Source organism: Microbacterium gorillae, assembly GCF_050990725.1.
GTDB lineage: Bacteria > Actinomycetota > Actinomycetes > Actinomycetales > Microbacteriaceae > Microbacterium > Microbacterium gorillae_A.
The window spans coordinates 3251287-3269924 of sequence record NZ_CP158844.1; the positions used below are offsets into that span (position 1 = coordinate 3251287).

An 18638-nucleotide genomic window follows, 5' to 3' on the forward strand; every position below is an offset into this window, starting at 1 on the left:
ATCGTTCAAATTGGCCGTGTGCACATGCGCGGCGATGAATGATCGATCCTGCACCTGAGCTCCCGAAGGAGAGAGTCATGACAAAGAACGCACGCACCCTGATCGGTGCCGGTGCCCTGATCGCGGTGAGCGCCCTCACCCTCACCGCCTGTGGATCCGGATTCTCATCCGGCGACGACGCCACGGGCGACACCGGCTCCTCCGCCGGCGCAGAGGGCGGCCTGACCAGCTCGGACAGTGCCCTCACCGTCCTCATCGGATCGTCGGGCGACGCAGAGACGAAGGCCGTCACGGACGCCGTGGCCGCGTGGTCGAAGGAATCCGGCACCGAGGCGAGCGTGCAGGTGGCCAGCAACCTAGGTCAGCAGCTGTCGCAGGGATTCGCTGGCGGCAAGCCGGCCGACCTGTTCTACCTGTCCACCGACCAGATCGCCGGCTTCGCGCAGAACGGGTCGCTGAAGGCCTACGGCGACGAGCTCTCCAACAAGAGTGACTTCTACCCGTCGCTGGTTCAGAACTTCACGGTGGACGGGCAGTTCTACTGCGCTCCGAAGGACTTCTCCACCCTGCAGCTCGTGATCAACACCGACCTCTGGAAGGCCGCCGGCCTCACCGACGCCGATCTGCCGAAGACATGGGATGACCTCGCGGCCGTCGCGAAGAAGCTCACCACGCCCGAGCACGTCGGCCTCGCCTTCGGTGGCGAGTACGCCCGCGTCGGCGCCTTCATGGCCGAGGCCGGTGGCGGACTCGTGAAGGATGGCAAGGCCATCGCCTCGGACGAGGCGAACGTCACCGCGCTCGACTACGTCAAGACCCACCTCGCCGATGGCACCTTCGCCTTCGCCAAGGACGTCGGAGCCGGCTGGGGCGGCGAGGCGCTCGGCAAGCAGTCGGCTGCGATGGTGATCGAGGGCAACTGGATCACCGGCGCCATGAGCAACGACTACGCGAATGTGAACTACCAGGTGGCCGAGCTGCCGGAAGGTCCCGCGGGCAAGGGCACGCTGCAGTTCACCAACTGCTGGGGAATGGCGGCTGACAGCCCCAACCAGAAGGCTGCCCTCGATCTGGTGCAGTACCTGACCAGCTCGGACAGCCAGCTGGCCTTCTCGAAGGCCTTCGGCCCGATGCCGTCGATCCAGTCCGCCGCTGACGCGTGGAAGACCGCGAACCCGGAGCTGGTGCCGTTCCTGGCCGGTGCCGAGTACGCAGGCTTCGTGCCCAACGAGGCCGGTGCCGCGGATGTCGTGAGCGACTTCAACTCCCAGCTGGAGTCCCTGAAGACCACCGAGCCGAAGACGATCCTCGATTCGACCCAGTCGAACCTCGAGGCCATCCTCAAGTAAGACGATGGCGACCCCGACCGCAGCGCCTCGCCGTGCTGGAGCCCGTGGGCTCCGGCGCGGCGAGGCCGCCGCCGGGTGGCTGTTCACCGCACCGGTGATCATCATCCTCGGCGTGTTCATGCTCGTCCCGGTGCTCATGGCCGTATGGGTGAGCGTCTCCGACTGGGGCGGCCGCGGCAGCCCCCTGTCGAGCAGTGTCCGCTTCGTCGGTGGGGCCAACTACGCGGCCATCACCACGGACGGCGGGCTAGCCACGAAGGACTTCGGCACGGCTCTGCGCAACAACGCGTGGTACGTGCTGCTGGTCGTTCCGCTGCAGACCGCGCTCTCGCTCTTCCTGGCGGTGCTGGTCAACCGCGCTGTGCTACGCGGTCGCGGCTTCTTCCGCACCGCCTTCTACTTCCCCTCCGTCACCAGCTCGGTGGCCATCACCGTGCTCTGGCTGTTCCTGTTCAACGCCTCGGGTGCCGTGAACGCCGTACTCGCCTGGTTCGGAATCAACGGACCGAACTGGTTCAACGACCCGTCCGGCATCCTGCAGAACTTCCTGCGCCTGTTCGGCGTGGAACAGGGACCGCAGGCCCTCACCAGCGGCGGCTTCCTCGGCATCACGTGGTGGGACTGGCTGGCGGGGCCGTCGGTGGCGATGACCGCCTACATCCTCATGGCCGTCTTCACCACGAGCGGAACGTTCATGCTGCTCTTCCTCGCCGGCCTCCAGAACATCGGCGGCGACGTGGATGAGGCCGCGATGATGGACGGCGCGAACGGCTGGCAGCGCTTCTGGCGGATCACCCTCCCCCAACTGCGGCCCACGCTGTTCACGGTGCTGACGCTGGGACTCATCGGCTGCTGGCAGGTGTTCGACCAGATCTACACCGGAACGCAGGGCTCGCCGAGCAAGACCACGTTGACGCCCGCGTTCCTCTCCTACCAGGCCGCTTTCAAGAACCAGGAGTGGGGCCAGGGTGCCGCGATCGCGTTCATCCTGTTCGGGATCATCGTGATCTTCACCCTGGTGCAGCGCTGGGTGCTGCGGGATCGCCCGGTCTCGAAGCGCCGCATCCGCGCCTACCAGGTGCGGCCCTCTTCTACGACGGGAGTATCGAAGTGACCGCCACCTCTGTCGTCACGATCGCGCCCGCCTCCCGACTGCGACACCTGCCACCGCGGCGGATCGTCGGTCAGGTGCTCCTCTACGCGCTGCTGCTGTTGATGGCGCTGGTGTACATCTTCCCGTTCCTGGTGGAGATCTCGACCTCGTTCAAAACCGATGGCGACGCCGCGCAGAACCCCGTGTCCCTGGTTCCGTCGGTGTTCACGTGGGCCGCCTACGAGCGGCTGTTCGCGAACTCCGACTTCCCGCTGTGGTTCGCCAACAGCGCGATCGTGACGATCTTCGTCACCCTCGGACGCGTGTTCTTCGACTCGCTCGCCGGCTACGCCCTCGCCCGCTTGCAGTTCCGCGGCCGGGCCATCGTGTACGGCGCGCTGGTCGCGGTGATGTCGGTGCCCGCGGTGGTGCTGCTGATCCCGAAGTTCCTCGTGATCAATCAGCTGGGCATGTACGACTCCTACGCCGGCATGATCCTGCCGCTACTGGTGGATGCGGCGGGAGTATTCATCATGAAGAACTTCTTCGAGTCCATCCCGGTCTCCGTTGAGGAGCAGGCGCGCATCGACGGCGCGGGATCGTTCCGCCTGTTCTGGTCCGTGGTGCTGCCGATGGCACGCCCCGCACTGATCACCATTATCATCCTGTCCTTCCAGGGCTCGTGGAACGAGCTGAGTCACTTCATCGTCTCCACGCAGTCCCCCGAGCTCACCACCCTCACCAAGGGTGTCGCCTCCCTCGCCAGCGGCCAGCTGAGCCAGGGCAGTCAATACCCCATCAAGCTGGCGGCAGCGCTGATCATGACCATCCCTGTGGCCGTCATGTTCTTCGTCTTCCAGCGCCACATCATGAACTCCAGCGAGGGGGCGGTGAAGGAGTGATCCGTCGCTCCTTCACGCTTCCCGCACGATCTCCGAGGCACGCATGACTTCCCCCGCAGTACCCCGTCAGCCCCTGCTCGATGACGCCATCATCGCCCTGCACGCGCCCACTCAGGCGTGGTCGGGACGCGATGGAGACATCGGTGACGCCGCGATCGACGGCATCTACCACGGCGACATCCGCCACATCCGCTCGGTGCGGATCCGCGTAGCCGATTCGAGCATCGAAACCATCTCGCGCTCGATCATCGATGCCGCCACGGTCGAGTTCGGCAGCGTGCTGCGTGGGCTCGATGATGACGGCGCCGACCCGAAGGTGCGTCTGATCCGGCACCGGGCGCTCAGCGCCGGCGTGATGACCGAGCATCTTGGGCTGCACTCGCATCGGGATGTGCCGCTGAGCGTCGCCGTCACGGTGGAGGTGGCACCGGAGTTCGCACCGATGCAGGATGTGAAGGCAGGTCTCGCCGCTACCGAGCCGTGGCACGCGGAGGCGATCGCCGCCTCCGATGGAACCCCGGGTCGTATCGAGGTGCGCTCCTCGGACGGGCACCGTTCGTTCGTGGTGGAGGCGGCGGGGGCCGCAGCCACGGTGGCCGACACGATCGTGCTGCGCTGGGACATCGAACTGGATCCGCGTTCCGTGGTGGAGATCGGGTGGAGCGCCACGCTCACCGACGACACGCTGGTCGTAGCGGCGGCCGCGAACTCAGAGATCGCGGTCCCGTCGACCGACGACCCGCGGCTGGCGCGATGGGTCGAACAGGCGACGCGGGACCTGGCCGCGCTGCGTCTCGTGCTGCCGGATCATCCCGAAGACGCGTTCTATGCCGCGGGAGCGCCCTGGTTCTTCACACTGTTCGGTCGCGACTCGCTCTGGGCGGCACGGCTGGCGCTGGCGACCGATCCGGGGATCGCCGCTTCGACCCTTCGCGTGCTTGCGCGGTTGCAGGGGACGAAGACGGATCCCGCCACAGCGGAGCAGCCCGGGAAGATTCTGCATGAGCTGCGCAGCGCGCCCCTCAGCCTGCCGAACGAGGGGGTGCACCTGCCGCCGCTGTACTACGGCACCGTCGATGCGACCCCGCTGTGGGTGTGTCTGCTGGCGGACGCGCGCGATGCCGGCATGCCGGAGGCCGAGGTCCGCGAGCTGGTTCCTGCCCTCCGTGCGGCTCTGACGTGGATCACGGACTTCGGTTCGGGGACCGGGTCGGGGTTCCTGGACTACGTCGACGAGACCGGCCACGGATTGGCCAATCAGGGCTGGAAGGACTCGGGAGACTCGATCCAGTGGCGCGACGGGCGCCTCGCCGAGGGGCCCATCGCCCTGTGCGAGGTGCAGGCCTACGCCTACGAGGCGGCCGTGCGCGGTGCGCAGTTGCTGGATGACCTCGGCGAAGGCGGTGGCGATGAGCTGCGCGAGTGGGCCGCGGTGCTCCGCGATCGCTTCCGCGATGCGTTCTGGGTCACGACGCCGGAGGGGCGATACCCCGCCATCGCGCTCGACGCGCACGGTGCTGCGGTGGACTCGCTCACCAGCAACATCGGTCACCTCATCGGCACCGGGATCCTCGATGCGAATGAGGAGCGTGCGTGCGCGGACCTGCTGCTCGGCGCGTCGATGTCGAGCGGTTTCGGCATCCGCACCCTGTCGCTCGGGGCCGCGGGCTTCTGGCCGCTCAGCTACCACGGCGGCAGCGTGTGGGCGCACGATACCGCGGTGGCGGTGCACGGCATGCTCCGCAGCGGCCTCCTCGCCGAGGCGCGTGAGGTCGCCGGGCAGCTGGTCGATGCGGCCGAGGGCTTCGCGTATCGGATGCCGGAGTTGCACTCCGGCGACAGCCACGACGCCGTCCCGTTCCCGACGCCGTATCCCGCGTCCTGCCGACCCCAGGCCTGGTCCGCCGCCGCCGCCATCGTCTGCGCCGAGGCGTACGCCGCCGCGCCCTGACCGCACCTCGTCAGCGGTTTGACACCGTGGGTCTCGCGTCTGATACCCCAGACACGAGACCCACGGTTGGCGTCGCCCCCGCGGGACCCCGCCACTACCGTGGCGCTATGGCTCTCTCGCATGATCCGCTCTGGCCGCGCGCCGGTTCGTGGCCTCTGGAATCGCACCACTCGGCGCTCACGCTGCTGGGTGTTCCCGCGCATCTCACGTCCCTTTCGCCGACAGGGGCGCACACCACGCCGGCCGCGATCCGAGAGGCTCTGCAGCGCTACTCCCCCGCCCTGGTCACCGACGTGCTCGCCGATCTCGGCTCACTGCTCGTCTCGGACGCCGGCGACATCACCGATCCGGATTCCAGCGAGGGCGAGGCACGTACTCGGGCGCGCGTCGCCGAGCTCGCGGCGCGCACCGATCTCCTCGTCGCCCTGGGCGGCGATAACTCCGTCACCTACGCCACCGCGCAGGGGTCCGGCGCGGAGGCGTTGATCACGCTGGACGCCCATCACGATCTCCGTGACGGCGTCTCCAACGGCTCTCCCGTGCAGCGACTGGTCGAGGCCGGACTGGTCGGCACGCAGATCGTGCAGATCGGCATCGCCGATTTCGCGAACTCCGTCGCCTACGCCCAGCGCGCCCGCGACTACGGGATCACCGTGATCGGAGTTGACGAGGTGCGTCGGCGGGGCGTCGACGACGTGATCGCCGAGGCTCGCGACATCGTCGGTTCCGCGCGCACCCACCTCGATGTCGATGTGGATGTGTGCGATCGATCCGTCGCCCCCGGGTGCCCCGCGAGCATGCCCGGCGGACTCGCCGCCTGGGAGCTGCGTGCGCTGGTGCGGGGTCTATCCGCGCATCCGACGGTGGTGTCCGCCGACATCACCGAGGTCGACGCGACCGCGGACGCTCCCGATGGCCGAACCGTGCGCCTGGCCGCTCTCTGCGTCCTCGAGATGCTGGCCGGGGTCGCCCTGCGGTAGTCCGTTTTCATCGCGATCTCGTTCCGCAGCCGCAGTTTCGGGGCACGGAAGCGACGATCCACCACCGTACGCCGGAGTGGTGTTGCACACCCGCAGAACGGCCGGGGGTGCTCGTCGCGATGCAGATCATCGCCGCAGGCTGTGATCTTCTCGCCCTCGGTTGCGAGTGGGCCCACAATGGAGCCAGGTGTGCACGACGAAACGGAGACGCCATGGTCACTCTCGCTCTGATCCGACACGCGAAGTCCGAGTGGGATGATCCTTCGCTCAGCGATCACGACCGGCCCCTGAATCCGCGCGGACGTCGTGATGCACCGCGCATGGCGGCGCTCGTCGCCGCACGCGCATGGCGACCGGAGCTGATCCTCGCGAGCACAGCGGTCAGGGCTCGGACGACGGCCGCCGAGTTCGCCGCCGCTCTCGACGCCCCGCTGGACCTGCGAGAGGAGCTGTATGGCGCATCGTCCAGCACGCTGTGGTCTGCGGCGGCGAACTCCGGTGCCTCCGACGTGGTGGTCGTCGCACATGATCCGGGCATCAGCATCCTCGCTCGACAACTGTCGGAGGAGGCACCGCTAATGCCGACCTGCGCGGTGGCGGTGTTCGAATGGCACGGCGCGGCCTGGACCGAAGCCGCAGACCGCGACCCTGACGTCGTGCACTACGACATTCCCCGCGACGAATCCTGACCGATCCATACCGTCAGCACGTGAGTGAATCCCCCGAGTCCTTCGTCATCCCTGCGGAGGTCCTCCGTGCGTTTGACGCCGAACAGACCCATGCCTGGGCGACCGATCTCTCGGCGACGGCCCGCCACTTCCTTGAGATGTGGGAAATCCGCCCGGAAGGTGTCGTGCGATCGGGTGAGGCCGGGATCGTCGTGCCGGTGCGTCGCGCCGACGGCTCACCGGCCGCGCTGAAGCTCCAGCCGCCGCGTGCCGAGACGACCGCCGCCATCCTCGGCCTTGCCCGGTGGGATGGTCGCGGGATCGTGCAGCTTCTGGCGAGCGACGCGGATCGTGGTGCGATGCTCCTGGAGCGACTCCACGCAGACCGCAGCCTGCAGGCCGTGTCCGATGACGAAGCAACTCGGGTCGTCGCCTCCCTCCTCTCGCGCCTCCACAGCGCACCCGCGCCCACCGGGCTCCCGCAGCTGGCAGCGGTTTTCGACGAGATGATGGCGAACGCACCCGGGGCCCTGCGGCTGCTGACACAGGACGATCGTTTCCGCGTGGATCGCTGGCTGCAGGTGATCGCCGAGGTCCGCGCCGAACCCGGCGACCGTCTGCTGCACTGGGATCTGCATTACGGCAATGTGCTCGCCGCGGATCGTGAACCTTGGTTGGCGATCGATCCGGAACCCCTGGTCGGCGACCCCGGGTTCGATCTGTGGCCCGCTCTCGACAGCGGGTGGAGCGCCGATGAGACGGTCACCGACGCGGGTCGGATCGTGCGACGACGCTTCGACGTCCTCACCGAAATGCTGGGCCTGGACCGTGCCCGTGCGGCCGCGTGGACTGCGGCACGCCTCCTCCAGAACGCGCTGTGGGACATCGAGGACGGTCACCCCGCGATCAGCGCGGCCGCCATTGTCGTCGACGACGCCCTCAACACGTCACGCCAGTGAAGCGAGCACCGATTCAAAGCGGGCGAGCGCGGCGCGACCTTCCGGGATCGGCAGCATCACATGCACGTGCATCATGTGTGCGTCCTCGAGGTATGTGACGGGCGATCCGGCCTCCGCCATCGCCGCCACAAGCGCCCTGCTCTGGTGCACGAGCACATCGTCCGTACCGGTGATCACCCACGTGGGTGGAAGCTGGCCGAGGTCGCCCAGAATCGGGCTCACGCGCGGGTCGCTCAGCGGCGCCTCCCCGGCGTACGCATGAGCCGCAGCAGACAGCCAGCCGTAGTCGAGCATCGGATCGGCTCGGGTATCGCGCTCCTCCGGCCGCTCCATTCGCAGATCGACCCACGGCGCGAACAGGCCGAGGAGGGCGGGCACCTTCACACCGGCAGCACGAGCTTCCTGCACCACCGCGAGCGCGAGCCCACCACCAGCGGAATCGCCTACTGCGGCGACCCGGTCGGCCGGCCACTGCGCGAGCACCGCCTCGTACACATCGCGCATCCGCGGCACGGTCGCTGACGCGGTCTGCCGCGGCGCGAGGCGATAGGCGGGAACCCACACCTCGGCGTCGAGCCTGCGCACGAACCGCGTCACAAGCTGCCAGACACCGGCGTGGGAATCCTCGATGTAGCCCCCGCCGTGCAGAAAGAGCACCGCAAATCGTGGCGCCCGTGCCCGCGGCCGCAGCACGTGCACGTTCGTACCGGCGAGATCTCGCACCTCCCCGACGACGCCGCGCATCGCGGAGCGCGGCGGTTCCGGCGCGGGACGACCGTCGACTTCGGCTCGAGCGGCTGCCTCGACCGTCGCTTCGATCGGCTCCGTGTTCTTCATCGCGGACACGATGCGCCGCAGAATCCTGCTGCGTAGTGACGGTCGCACGCTCATTCGCGGAACTCGTGCTCTCCCGCGAGCACCGTCTGCTCTGTACCGCCGGGAAGCACCACGGTGGCGGTGGTGCCCGGGGGAACGGTCACGGACAGCGTGAAGACACCCGCCACGATCTCCCACGCCGACACGATGCGCCCGTGGCGCGTCACCAACTCGGCGCGCGCCGAGCTCAGCCCGCCGCCGGGACGCGGAGCGACCACGAACGTGCGGTACCCAGGATCCACCACCTGAATCCCAGCGACATGTTCATGCAGAAACGTGATCACCCCGCCGATCGAGTAGTGATTGAGGGAACCGTGTGGCACACCGTGCTCATCCACGCCGTTCCAGGACTCCCACACCGTCGTGGCGCCCCGATCCAGCATCGTCATCCATCCCGGAGCCCCGTCGCGCAGCAGCAGCTCATACGCGAGGTCCGTCTCGCCGTGCCGGGCAAGCACCGGCAGGAGCAGTGCCGTGCTGAGGAAGCCGGTGGACAGATGCGTGTCGCGGTCCCGAATGAGCTCCACGAGGCGAGCGACGGCGATGTCCCGGAGATGCTCCGGCATGAGATCGAAAGCCAGCGCGCGCACATAGTTCGCCTGCGACTCGACCGTGAGACGCCCGGTCGAGTCGATGAACTCGCTCTGCCAGGCATCCCGAACCTTCCCCGCCAGCGCCGCGTAGGTGCTCTCTGCCTCGCGGTCACCGAGCACGCCCGCGGCGCGACTGGTGATCGACGCGGAGCGGAAGAGATACGCCGTGGCGATGATGCCGGGGTCGGCGAGGGGATCGAACACGGTGTCCGGTTCCAGCCACTCCCCCCAGTGGAAGCCAGAGTCCCAGAGGTAGCGCTCGTGCGGGGCAGGATCGGGGCGACTGTCTACGCGGGTGCTGTGTCGTGCCGTCGCTGCGACGCCGGCGGCATAGTCGACCCATCGCGACATCATCGGGAAAACCTCGGCCAGAACGGCAGGGTCGCCCGAGTTCAGGTACACCTGCCAGGGCACGATGGTGGCGGCATCGCCCCAGCCCGCCGACCCGTCGAACGAGAACGGAATCGCGGGGTTGATCACAACCCCGTTGTTGGGTGCCACGTTGGTCACACAGCCGTCGTCTCGCTGATCGTCGGCCAGCGAGCCCAGCCACTTCCGCGCGAACCCCTCGATGTCATCGAGGAACGCTGCGGCACGGGCGAAGATCTGGAAATCACCGGTGTAGCCCCACCGCTCCCGCTGCGGACAGTCGGTGGGGATGTCGCAGGTGTTCGCGTCCCAGCTGGCCACGGCGATCTCATGCAGGCGGTTCACGCGCTCATCGGACGATGAGAACGACCCCGTGCGCCGCAGATCACTGCGCACGAGAATCGCGACGATGTCATCGGGGGCGAGATCGTCGTCCAGCCCGTCCACCGCGACGTAGCGGAAGCCGTGCGTGGTGTGCCGGGGCTCGAAGACGTCGCTGTCCACCCCGCGGGAGATCACGCGGTCGATCTGGCCGGTGGGCAGCGGTGTGGGATCGGGATACGACACGAACGCGAGATGATCCAGCGTGAGGTCTCCGTCACTGTCCAGCGCTTCGCCGTGGATCAGCGTCATCGTGTTGCCTGCCGGTCCGAGCCGGTGCAACCGCACCCAGCCGTTGAGGTTCTGTCCGAAGTCGACGATCTGCCGTCCGCCGGGCAGCCGCGTGATTCGGACGGGCGCATACTCCCGCACTCTCCGGACCGGCGGGGACGGCGAGTGTTCCAGGCGTGTCCTGTCGGCGGTAAGTGGATCACCCGCCAGCACGGCACGTGCCCACTCCGCCCTGTCGCGTCGTCGGAGATCGACCGTCTGGCCGTCCATCAGATCCGCCGCCACGATCTCGCCGATCCGGACCTCCCAGGTGTCGTCCGTCACGACGACGTGCTCCTGCTCATCGGTCACGAGAGCGGCAATCAGGGCGGTGTGCTCACCGTAGTTGTCGCCGACCCGGCTGGGACCGCACCGGCCGCGGAACCAGCCGTCCGTCACGACGAATCGAAGCTCGTTCACGCCGACGCGAAGCAGATCGGTGACCTCGTAGCGCTGGACGAAGAGCGTCTTGTGATAGCTGGTGGCACCGGGGGTCAGTTCCTGGTCACCGACGCGCCGATCGTTGAGGTACGCCTCATAGATACCGTGCGCGGTCGCCGTGAGCACAGCGTCCGCGGGAGCGGAGGTCACCTCGAAGGTGGTTCGGAATTCATAGCCGGGCCGCTCGCCCCAGCGGAACGGCTGCGGTTCGTGCGCCTGAATCCAGTGGGCTCGATCCAGCGCGCGGGCTGCTGTTGTCGTCATGAGATCTCTCCGGAACGGGGTGCGGGCGAAAGCACAGGCTTCCGCCCGCACGGGAATCAGTGCTGCAGGCTCAGCGCGATGAGCTGCTGCAGTGCCTCATCGGGGATGTCAACACCGGGGAAGCGCGCGAACTGTCCCATCGGCATCGACTCCACCATCCGCAGCATGTGGGAGTTCTCCTCCGCCGCCTGCTGCTGCTCTGGTGGGGCTGCGGCCATCATGGCCGCGGTGAGCGCGGGCCCCACGGTCGGGTGCCCGAACCACTCCGCCACCGTGGAATCGAGCCCGAGCGGACCAGGGCGCTCCACGTCTCCATCCAGAAGTGCCTCAGCACTGTCGATGACCTCGGCGGACGAACATGCAAGCTCGATCCGGTATGTACCCGGCTGCACCCACCAGCGCGACTTCGGCGTGTCCCAGAAAGCGAAGGAACGGCTGTCGAGTTCCACCTCGACGATCGCCTCCGCCCCCGGCTCGAGATACACCTTGCGGAAGGCTGCGAGCTCGCGTACCGGCCGACGGACCGCAGACGGCGCGGGAGCGACATACAGCTGCACCACCTCCGCACCCGCGACTGCCCCGATGTTGCGCACGGTGACCCGCACCGTCACGCTCGCGGCACCGGTCACCTCCACCCGCACGGGGTCGTATGCGAATCGCGTGTAACTGAGGCCGTGTCCGAACGGGTAGCGCACGGCCGTCCGTGTGGTCGTGTAGTAGCGGTAGCCGACGAAGATGCCCTCGCCGTAGCGCACCGTCTCGTTCTCCCCGGGGAAGGTGAGGAAGGACGGGGTGTCCTCCAGCCGGAACGGGATCGACTCCGCCAGACGTCCGGACGGATTCACCGCACCGGTCAGGATGTCCGCGATCGCGCCGCCGCCGGCCTGGCCGAGCGCCCAGCCCTCCACGATCGCATCCACGCTGTCGTGCCAGGGCTCCAGCGTGACGACGCCGCCGTTGGAGAGGACCACCACGGTTCGAGCCGAGCGCGACGCGACGGTCTCGATGAGCGCGGCCTGATCGGCAGGAAGGTCGAGATCGGTCCGATCGAACCCCTCCGACTGCTCTGTCTCGGACAGTCCGACGAAGATCACCGCGACGTCAGCGGCCTCCGCGGCGGCCACGGCCTCCTCTCTCAGCTGCTCGACACGCGCGGCGTCGCCATAGCCGGGCGCATAGGACACGGCGTTCGCACCCAGCAGCCGACGAAGCTCGTCCAACGGGATGTCGACGCGCGTGGGGTTGACGTGCGAGCTGCCGCCGCCCTGGAACTGGGGCTCGACGGCGAGCGCGCCAAGCACAGCGACGCGCTCGCCCGCACGCAGCGGCAGCGCATCGTTCTCGTTGCGCAGCAGCACGACAGAGCCCGCGGCCGCTCGACGCGCGAGAGCGTGATGCTGGTCGGCGTCCAGGTCCGGAACCTGTTCCGGAAGGCTCGTGCGCTGCACGAGCGCTGTCACGCGAGAGATCGCGCGTTCCACGACTGCCGGTTCCAGACGCCCGTCTCGCACGGCGGCCAGGATCGCCGCGGTGCCTTCGTCGCCCGTCCCGGGCATCTCCAGGTCCAGACCGGCCGCGAGCGCCACCACGCGGTCCTTAATCGCGCCCCAGTCGGAGACGACCGCACCGTCGAAGCCCCACTCGCCACGCAGGAGTTCGGTGAGCAACCACGTGTTCTCCGAAGCGAAGACACCGTTGATGGCGTTGTAGGCGCTCATCACGCTCGTGGGCGACGCCTGCGTGATCACGCGCTCGAATGCGGGCAGGTAGATCTCCCGCAGCGCGCGTTCGTCGACCTCAGCGCTCACCCGCATCCGGTCGGTCTCCTGGCTGTTCACCGCGAAGTGCTTCACTGACGTGCCGACGCCCGTCGACTGCACGCCGTGCACATACTCGGTGGCCAGCACACCGGCCAGGTGCGGGTCCTCGGCGAGATACTCGAAGTTACGACCACCGAGCGGTGAGCGCTTGATGTTGATCGCGGGGCCGAGCAGCATGTTCACCCCGAGGGCACGTGCTTCGGTTCCGAGCGCCACACCGACCTCTCGAATCAGCTCGGAATCCCAACTGGAGCCCAGGGCGGCACCCGTCGGGAAGCACGTCGCCGGGACAGATTCGTAGATCCCGAGGTGGTCGGCGGTGTCCTTCTGGCGACGCACCCCGTGCGGACCGTCCACCATCACCATGGACGCCACCTCATCCGTCTCGCGCGTAGACCAGAAATCCCGACCGGATAGCAGGGCGACGCGCTCCACGAAGCGCGGATCAAGGTCATCCTGGGGTGCCACGAAGATGTCGGCGGGGATCTCCGTGCCCGCCGACAGCGCGGCGAACCCGCGCTCCAGGTCGGCGAGCACGGCAGCAGGGTCGGGAAGCATGCCCGTGATCTGCCGCGGGGTGGTGTCCTCCTGCCCTCGCAGACCGCCGGACATGTGTTCTGCGGCACCCGGCACCCATTTGCCGATCACCCCGGTGAGAATCGCAAGCGCAGCCTGGTCGTCGACGATGTCGGCCATCCGCGAGTCCACGGTGAAGACGCGGGCGACAACTGCATCCACCTCGAACGGCTCCGCGTACTCGTGCTCGCCGGGTCCGACCTCGACGACCGCGCCGGAGGGCAGCACGATCTCCGCGGTGGTGCCGATCGGCACCGTCGCGCGCACGGTGACGAGCCCGTCGTGCAGGACCCACCCCGCGGCGGCGATGCCGTAGGGGGTTCGCAGCGTGGCAGAGGCCCGCGTCAGCCCGCGCCGCGGGGGCTGCGGGGCGATGCGGAGAGCACGGTATCCCGGCGCGGCGGAAGCGAGACCGGCCACCACACGATGCATCCAGTCGGCGACCGCTCCGAACGCGTAGTGGTTGAACGACGTCATCCCGCTGGGATTCACCGTCCCGTCCGGGAGGAGCGAGTCCCAGCGCTCCCAGATGGTCGTCGCGCCGTGCGTCACCGCGTAGAGCCACGACGGTGCCTCCGTCTGCATGAGCAGGCGATAGGCGACATCGACGTGTCCGTTCGCGCTGAGCGCGTCGGTGATGAGGGGGGTGCCGATGAACCCGGTGGCGATCCGATACCCGTTCGCGGCGACGATCTCCGCCAGCCGATCGGCGGCGTGCCGGCGCTCGGCGGCGTCGTCCAGCAGGTCGAAGGCCAGGGCGAGCGCGTACGCGGTCGCCGAGTCGGACAGCAGCCGACCGGAGCGCGACACGTACTCGCGCTGGAACGCCGTCCGCACCTTGTCCGCGAGAGCCCCGTACGTCGTGGCGTCTTCGTCGCGTCCGAGCAGCGCCGCCGCGTCGGCGACGATCCGCGCCGAGCGGGCGAAGTAGGCCGTCGCGACGATCTCGGGATAGGTCTGCGCCTGCTCGGGACGATTCGCCGGTGCGGTGGGATCCAGCCAGTCGCCGAACTGGAACCCCGCGCTCCAGATGCGGTCGCTGCCCGCCGCGGCCGTGACCTCGTCCACCCAGGAGCGCATGCTGTCGAACTGCTGGTCCAACACGCCCAGGTCACCGTAGGCCTGGTAGAGCACCCACGGGACGACCGTGGCGGCGTCCGCCCAGCCCGCTGTGGGCCCGGTGTACCCGGTGACGATCGCGGGGACCACCATCGGGGTTCCGCCGTAGTGTCGCTGCTCGGCGGCCAGATCCTTCAGCCAGGAGCTCAGGAATCCCGCCGAGCCGTACAGGTAGCTCGCGGTGGGAGCGAACACCTGCAGATCACCCGTCCACCCCAATCGCTCGTCGCGCTGCGGGCAGTCGGTGGGGATGTCGACGAAGTTGCCGCGCATGCCCCACACCACGTTCTCGTGCAGTCGCGCCACCAGCTCGTCGTCGGTATCGAACCATCCGGTGCGCTCCAGGTCGGAGTGCAGCACCTCGGCGACGACAGACTCCGGATCGAAGGGTCCCGGCCACCCGGTGATCTCCGCATAGCGGAAGCCGTGGAAGGTGAAGCGCGGCGCCCAGGTCTCGGTCTCGCCACCGCCGAGCACGTAGACATCCGTCGCCTTCGCGGCACGCAGCGGTTCCGTGGCCAGCTCGCCGTGCTCCAGCACCTCGGCGTGGCGCAGCGTGATCGTGGTTCCCGCCTCGCCGGAGACCCTCAGCCGCAGGCGACCCACCAGGTTCTGGCCGAAGTCGAGGATGGTCGCGCCCGACGGCGAGGTGAGCACCTGCTGCACCGCACGGGTCTCGACCACGCGCACCGGGGGTCCATCGGGAGCCACGAGCTCGGCGTCCCCGCGCTCTCGAACGGCGACAGGCATCCAGTCTGCAGTGTCGGCCCCGGGGCAGGACCACGACGGATCGTGCAGCCGTGCATCGAAAGTCTCGCCGTTGTAGATGTCGGCCGCGGTGATCGGCCCCTGCCCCGCCGACCACTCGGGCCCCGTCGCCACCGTCTGCACGGTGCCGTCGGCGTATTCGATCTCCAACTGCGCCAGCAGGCTCAGCTGCGAGCCATACAGCGCCTTCTTGTCGCCCCAGCCCAGATAGCCGCGCCACCAGCCATCACCGAGCCACGCTCCGATGACGTTCTGTCCCGGCACCAGGAGCGGTGTCACGTCGTACGTGGTGTACCGCAGGCGTGACTCGTACGCCGTCCAGCCCGGTGCGAGCTCGTCGTCGCCGACGCGCTCACCGTTGATCTCCACCTGGAACAGTCCGTGCCCGGTGGCGTAGAGGCGCGCACGCACGATGTCACCGTGCTGAGAAATGAACTCGGTACGCACCCGCGGGGAAGGGATCGCGTCGTCTCCGGGTCCGATGAACTGCGCCGACCAGTCGCTCGCGTCAAGCAGGCCGGCCTCTACGACCGACCACTCGCTCCACTCGCTCGCCTCTCCCCCGTCGTCGACGACTCGAACGCGCACCTCCCGACGCTCGCGTGAGGTGAGGTCGGCAAAGGGCCACGCCACCAGCACGGACTCAGCGGAGGCGACACGGATAACGTCGCCACCGCGCTGCTCCACCTCGTAGGCGCTCTGCACCCACTGATCGGGGGCGGTAGTGGTCCACGAGAGCCGCGGGCGGGACTCTCCGATCCCGAAGGCGTGACGGTGGTGTTCGAATCGGACAGGAGTGACGTGAACAGACATCTGGAAGGGCTTTCGGTGATCAGCGAACGGAGCGGATGCGGAGCACGGCGGAACCGGCGAGGATGACGGCCACAGCGGCCACGATGAACAGCAGGGTGTAATTGCGGTCCGTTCCGGTGACCCCGATGAGGAGGATGCCGGAGGCGGCCAGCGGTGCGAGCGATTGCGGGATCGATGTCGCGAACCCGGTGATTCCCATGAAGCGGCCGGCATCCGTCTCTCGTTCCGGGAGCACGTCCAGCAGCAGGGCCTGGTCGACCGCAGCGAACAGGCCGAGACCGATGGAGCTCAGCAGCGAGCCGGCGACGAGCATCACCAGGTCCGAAGCGAAGGCCTGCAGGAGCATGCCCGCCGCCATGATCAGGCCGCCGAGCAGCACGAACAGCCGGCGGCGCTTGAGCTTGTCCGACAGGAATCCACCGCCGACCGCGCCGAGGGTGACCGCGAGAATGCCACCGAGACTCAGCGAGGCGATGATGCTGGCGACCGCTTCCACAGCGATACCGAGGCGGTCGGCGAAGAAGTAGGCGGTGTACGTCGTGTTGAGAGTGATCCCCGTGTAGAAGAAGAAGCGACCGACCCAGTTCCAGGAGAAGTCCGGGTACTTGCGCGGGTTGTACAGGTACTTCGCCAGCAGCTGACCGACGGTGAGCGGCTCCTTCGGCAGACCGCGAGAGTCGTCCTCGTGCACGAGTGTGACGAACAGCACCACGAACAGCACGCCCACGGAGCCTGGGACGAGGAACAGCAGCAGCGGATCGCCCGTGAAGAACTGCGCGAGGACGACACCGAACACCGGCGCGATCTGGGTCGCGAAGCTGGTGAGACCGGCCACCTTGCCGCGCTGGGCTTCGGGGAGACGATCGGCGGTGGAGATCTGCAGGTTGGACAGGGTGGTTCCCCAGCCCCACTGCGCGAGGATCCAGCCGAAGCCCACCACCAGGACGTTCGGTGCCGTCGCCATCACCAGAAGGGAGATGACGCCGACGATCATCCCGCCGATCATGAACGGCCGACGGCGGCCGATGCGGGTTCGCGTGCGGTCACTCCAGATGCCCATGAACGGCGAGGTGAGCATCACGAAGAGGGCACCGGCACCGGTGATGAAGCCGAGGTACTCGGGGTGGCCCGGAGCCAGCGTGTTGACGCGAATGGTGAGCGAGATGGCCATCGGCGTGATGAACGCCATGAAGACGCCGAACTGCGCGAGCACCATGAACCAGATGTAGCGACCGCTCACCCGGGGAAGCTCGGCCCCGCTCTGGGCCGAATCGGCGACGCCGGTCGCGGCGGCGGCAAGCGAGCTGTCCCCCGGGACGGGGGTGAGGACCGGCTCATCATTGATCGGTGGCATGGGAGGACTCCAGTGTCAAATGGGAACTAGCACGCGCTAGTGGGTGATCTGGATGCTACGGTACTTCTACTAGCGCGCGCAAGTGCACGGCTCGAATTCAGGAGGATCAATGTCGACCAAACGGGTCACCGCGGCGGACGTCGCGCGCGCGGTGGGCCTGTCTCGCGCGACCGTCGGCTTCGTGCTCAACGACACGCCCGGACAGACGATCCCTGAAGCCACCCGAACGCGTGTCCTCGCCGAAGCGAAGCGCCTCGGTTACCGCGCGAACACCGCGGCGCAGGCGCTCGCCAGCGGCCGATCCCGCATCATCCTGCTCGTCCTGCCGGATTGGCCGCTGGATTACAGCATGCGCACGCACCTCGACGAGGCATCACTTGCCCTGGACGAGGCCGGATACTCACTCGTGACGATGACGCCCCACCCGGGCGGTCAGGCGCGTCCCCTGTGGGAGACGCTGCGCCCGGACGTCATCCTTGGTATGCAGCCGTTCACGCCGGAACAGCTGGCCGAGATGCGCGCCAGCGGGGTAGAGCACATCTTTCCACCCACGGCCACCCGCGATGACGCTGACTCTCTCGGGTTCGCGGACGGACCGCGTCTCCAGGTGGAGCACCTCATCGCGCGGGGACGACGACGCATCGTCTTCGCCGGCTCCCGGGACCCGCGGCTGGCCGGACTCGTCGCCGAACGGCGGGAACTGGCGGCGGCCACTCTGCATGCGGCAACCGGTGACGGCTTCGCGTCCACCGGCGACATCGACGAGACGGCCGCCTCCGAGACGGTGCGTCGGTGGATCGACGACGGGGTCGATGCCGTGGTCGCGTACAACGACGACATCGCGGCCCTCATTCTGCAGGCGGCGCTGCGCGCGGGCATCGCCGTGCCCACCGCGCTCGCGATCGTGGGGCACGACGACACGCCGCTGGCGGGTCTGCTGACCCCGTCGTTGTCCACGGTCCGCGTGGACAACGCGGGTCTCGGACGCTACCTCGCCGCGCTCGCTCTCAGTGCTGTGAACGACGGTCCGCCACCGGTGGCGGGCCCCGAGACCGAGGCGCGCCTGATCGTCCGGGAGACCACCTGACGCCG

12 protein-coding genes are annotated in these 18638 nt (G+C 68.2%); 8 read left to right on the plus strand and 4 right to left on the minus strand.

Annotated elements, in window-relative coordinates; translation table 11 throughout:
• Positions 1–77: 77 nt before the first annotated feature.
• The 7 genes from ABTV68_RS15035 (at position 78) to ABTV68_RS15065 (ending at position 7902) form a co-directional block, all read left to right on the plus strand.
• Complete coding sequence (locus ABTV68_RS15035; RefSeq protein WP_433674516.1) at positions 78–1349, plus strand: sugar ABC transporter substrate-binding protein; 1272 nt, start codon at positions 78–80, stop codon at positions 1347–1349.
• A gap of 4 nt (positions 1350–1353) precedes the next feature.
• Positions 1354–2463 (plus strand): carbohydrate ABC transporter permease, encoded by a 1110-nt coding sequence (locus tag ABTV68_RS15040; protein ID WP_433674517.1) that lies wholly within the window; start codon positions 1354–1356, stop codon positions 2461–2463.
• Positions 2464–2483: 20 nt separating this feature from the next.
• On the plus strand, positions 2484–3344 hold the full coding sequence (locus ABTV68_RS15045; RefSeq protein ID WP_433677624.1) for a carbohydrate ABC transporter permease: 861 nt from the start codon (positions 2484–2486) through the stop codon (positions 3342–3344).
• A 43-nt stretch (positions 3345–3387) separates the two neighbouring features.
• Positions 3388–5295, plus strand: coding sequence for a glycogen debranching N-terminal domain-containing protein (locus ABTV68_RS15050; RefSeq protein ID WP_433674518.1), 1908 nt, complete (start codon positions 3388–3390; stop codon positions 5293–5295).
• A 107-nt stretch (positions 5296–5402) separates the two neighbouring features.
• Positions 5403–6275 carry an arginase family protein gene (locus tag ABTV68_RS15055; protein ID WP_433674519.1) on the plus strand — a complete coding sequence of 291 codons (873 nt, stop codon included), beginning with the start codon at positions 5403–5405 and terminating at the stop codon, positions 6273–6275.
• A gap of 212 nt (positions 6276–6487) precedes the next feature.
• Positions 6488–6964 (plus strand): SixA phosphatase family protein, encoded by a 477-nt coding sequence (locus ABTV68_RS15060; protein ID WP_433674520.1) that lies wholly within the window; start codon positions 6488–6490, stop codon positions 6962–6964.
• 20 nt (positions 6965–6984) lie between these two features.
• Positions 6985–7902, plus strand: coding sequence for an aminoglycoside phosphotransferase family protein (locus ABTV68_RS15065; protein WP_433674521.1), 918 nt, complete (start codon positions 6985–6987; stop codon positions 7900–7902).
• On the opposite strand, the gene ABTV68_RS15070 is transcribed toward ABTV68_RS15065, so the two are convergent.
• From ABTV68_RS15070 to ABTV68_RS15085, 4 genes are read right to left on the minus strand one after another with little or no spacing between them, the layout of a single operon-like run.
• A complete protein-coding gene (locus tag ABTV68_RS15070) occupies positions 7891–8739 on the minus strand; it encodes an alpha/beta hydrolase fold domain-containing protein (protein WP_433674522.1) in 849 nt (282 codons plus the stop codon). The two genes, ABTV68_RS15065 and ABTV68_RS15070, sit on opposite strands and share 12 nt — an antisense overlap.
• A 50-nt stretch (positions 8740–8789) precedes the next feature.
• On the minus strand, positions 8790–11096 hold the full coding sequence (locus ABTV68_RS15075) for a family 78 glycoside hydrolase catalytic domain (protein ID WP_433674523.1): 2307 nt from the start codon (positions 11094–11096) through the stop codon (positions 8790–8792).
• A gap of 56 nt (positions 11097–11152) precedes the next feature.
• Positions 11153–16192, minus strand: coding sequence for a family 78 glycoside hydrolase catalytic domain (locus ABTV68_RS15080; protein ID WP_433674524.1), 5040 nt, complete (start codon positions 16190–16192; stop codon positions 11153–11155).
• Between the two features lie 19 nt (positions 16193–16211).
• Positions 16212–17546 carry an MFS transporter gene (locus tag ABTV68_RS15085; protein WP_433674525.1) on the minus strand — a complete coding sequence of 445 codons (1335 nt, stop codon included), beginning with the start codon at positions 17544–17546 and terminating at the stop codon, positions 16212–16214.
• A 109-nt stretch (positions 17547–17655) separates the two neighbouring features.
• Between ABTV68_RS15085 and ABTV68_RS15090 the strand changes: the two genes are divergently transcribed.
• Complete coding sequence (locus ABTV68_RS15090) at positions 17656–18633, plus strand: LacI family DNA-binding transcriptional regulator (RefSeq protein ID WP_433674526.1); 978 nt, start codon at positions 17656–17658, stop codon at positions 18631–18633.
• Positions 18634–18638: the final 5 nt, after the last annotated feature.

Coding starts and splice junctions, on each gene's coding strand:
- ABTV68_RS15085 (WP_433674525.1), bottom strand. CDS start 17,546: ATGCCACCGATCAATGATGAGCCGGTCCTCACCCCCGTCCCGGGGGAC.
- ABTV68_RS15050 (WP_433674518.1), top strand. CDS start 3,388: ATGACTTCCCCCGCAGTACCCCGTCAGCCCCTGCTCGATGACGCCATC.
- ABTV68_RS15090 (WP_433674526.1), top strand. CDS start 17,656: ATGTCGACCAAACGGGTCACCGCGGCGGACGTCGCGCGCGCGGTGGGC.
- ABTV68_RS15060 (WP_433674520.1), top strand. CDS start 6,488: ATGGTCACTCTCGCTCTGATCCGACACGCGAAGTCCGAGTGGGATGAT.
- ABTV68_RS15055 (WP_433674519.1), top strand. CDS start 5,403: ATGGCTCTCTCGCATGATCCGCTCTGGCCGCGCGCCGGTTCGTGGCCT.
- ABTV68_RS15075 (WP_433674523.1), bottom strand. CDS start 11,096: ATGACGACAACAGCAGCCCGCGCGCTGGATCGAGCCCACTGGATTCAG.
- ABTV68_RS15035 (WP_433674516.1), top strand. CDS start 78: ATGACAAAGAACGCACGCACCCTGATCGGTGCCGGTGCCCTGATCGCG.
- ABTV68_RS15070 (WP_433674522.1), bottom strand. CDS start 8,739: ATGAAGAACACGGAGCCGATCGAAGCGACGGTCGAGGCAGCCGCTCGA.
- ABTV68_RS15080 (WP_433674524.1), bottom strand. CDS start 16,192: ATGTCTGTTCACGTCACTCCTGTCCGATTCGAACACCACCGTCACGCC.
- ABTV68_RS15040 (WP_433674517.1), top strand. CDS start 1,354: ATGGCGACCCCGACCGCAGCGCCTCGCCGTGCTGGAGCCCGTGGGCTC.